The following is a 1,695-nucleotide window of genomic DNA, read 5'->3' as shown; positions in this document are numbered from 1 at the left end:
CTCCAGCAACACGCTTTTCCAAGGCGAGCACGAGATCGGCATCGAGCACCATGGTGCGCTCTATCGGTTGAAGATCACCCGCCAGGGCAAGCTGATCCTCAACAAGTAAGCAGCAACCGACGACCGGCTGAAGGCAGGGGAAGACATGGACCAGCGCGTGAAACCCACACCGCATGAAATCCGGCGGGCGCGGGAAGACAATCCGAAAGCGCGCGAGCGCGACCTTGCCGCCGAACTCGGCATCTCGGAAGCGGAGCTCGCCGCGGCCCATTGCGGGCAGGGCGTCGTGCGGGTCGAGCCGCGCGTCAACGATTTGCTGACCGGCCTCGAAGCTGTCGGCGAGGTGATGGCGCTGACCCGCAATGAGAGCGCCGTTCACGAGAAGATCGGCGTCTACGACAAGGTCGTCACCGGCAACCACAACGCCATGGTGCTCGGCGAGAACATCGACCTGCGCATCTTCCCGAAAGTCTGGGCGCACGGCTTTGCCGTCGAGAAGCGCGACGGCGGCGACATCCGCCGCAGCCTGCAGTTCTTCGATGCTTCGGGCGAGGCGGTGCACAAGGTGCATCTGAGGCCCGCCTCGAACCTCTACGCCTACCATAAGCTGGTGGCGGAACTGGAATCGTCGAACCAGGAGCCGATCGTTTCCGTGTCGGCAAGCGGGAGCGACGACGAGGCCGAGGTCGAGGGGCAGGCGGCCAGCATCGACGATCTGCGCGACCGGTGGAGCAGGCTCACCGACGTGCATCAGTTCTTCGGCATGCTCAAGACGCTGAAGCTCAGCCGCCGCCAGGCTGTGCGCATGGTCGGCCAGGATTATGCCTGGCTGCTCGACAAGGATGCCGTAGCTGCCATGTTCCACCACGCCGCCGAAGGCGCGATGCCGATCATGTGCTTCGTGGGCAACCGCGGCTGCATCCAGATCCATTCCGGTCCGATCAAGTCGGTCAAGCCGATGGGACCGTGGATCAACGTGCTCGACGAGACGTTCCACCTGCATCTCAGGAACGACCGCATCCACGAGGTCTGGGCCGTGCGCAAGCCGACCAAGGACGGTCACGTCACCTCGCTCGAAGCCTACGGCGCCGACGGCAAGATGATCGTCCAGTTCTTTGGCAAGCGTCACGAAGGCGAGGGCGAGCGCGACGACTGGCGCTTCCTGGCCGAAAACCTGCCGCGCATTCCAAGCCCGACCGCGGCCTGAGGACGATGACCATGGTTTCCTTCCCCAGGCTGTCGCCGCTGACGCTCGCCCTGGCGATCGTGCTTTCGCTGCTCCTCGGCGTCCCGCAGGCTCGCGCCGAGAAAGCGGCGGCCTTTGCCGATACGTCGAAGATCATTGCCATCGGTGGCTCGATCACCGAGATCGTCTATGCGCTTGGCGAACAGGGCCATCTCGTCGCGCGCGACTCGACCAGCCGCTATCCGGAAGCCGCACTCAAGCTGCCCGACGTCGGCTATATGCGCCAGCTGTCGCCGGAAGGCGTGCTGTCGGTCAATCCATCGGGAATACTGGCCTTGCACGGCAGCGGCCCGAAGGAAGCGGTCGAGGTGCTGAAGAAGTCGAGCGTTCCGTTCATCGATGTGCCCGAACACTACACCCATGACGGGATCCTGGAGAAGATCCGCGTCGTCGGCAAGGCGCTCGGCGTCGATGCCAAGGCGGACAGGCTGGCCGCCGAGGTCGACGCC

Annotated in this window: 3 protein-coding genes; all 3 read left to right on the top strand. The window is 64.5% G+C overall.

Translation table 11 applies throughout. The annotated features are described in order from the left end of the window. The coding region (hemP, locus tag EN781_RS35905) for a hemin uptake protein HemP (RefSeq protein WP_127400699.1) at nucleotides 1–109 on the top strand (109 nt) is incomplete at its 5' end. 36 nt (nucleotides 110–145) lie between these two features. Further along, a complete protein-coding gene (locus tag EN781_RS31930) occupies nucleotides 146–1,207 on the top strand; it encodes a hemin-degrading factor (RefSeq protein ID WP_126054153.1) in 1,062 nt (353 codons plus the stop codon). Between the two features lie 5 nt (nucleotides 1,208–1,212). Next, nucleotides 1,213–1,695 (top strand): ABC transporter substrate-binding protein (locus EN781_RS31925; RefSeq protein ID WP_145965765.1); only part of this gene is annotated, 483 nt, incomplete at its 3' end.

Origin of the sequence: Mesorhizobium sp. M4A.F.Ca.ET.090.04.2.1 (genome assembly GCF_003999085.1) — a bacterium.
GTDB lineage: Bacteria > Pseudomonadota > Alphaproteobacteria > Rhizobiales > Rhizobiaceae > Mesorhizobium.
Note: the sequence above shows the minus strand (reverse complement) of the source record. Positions and strands in the feature narration are given on the sequence as shown.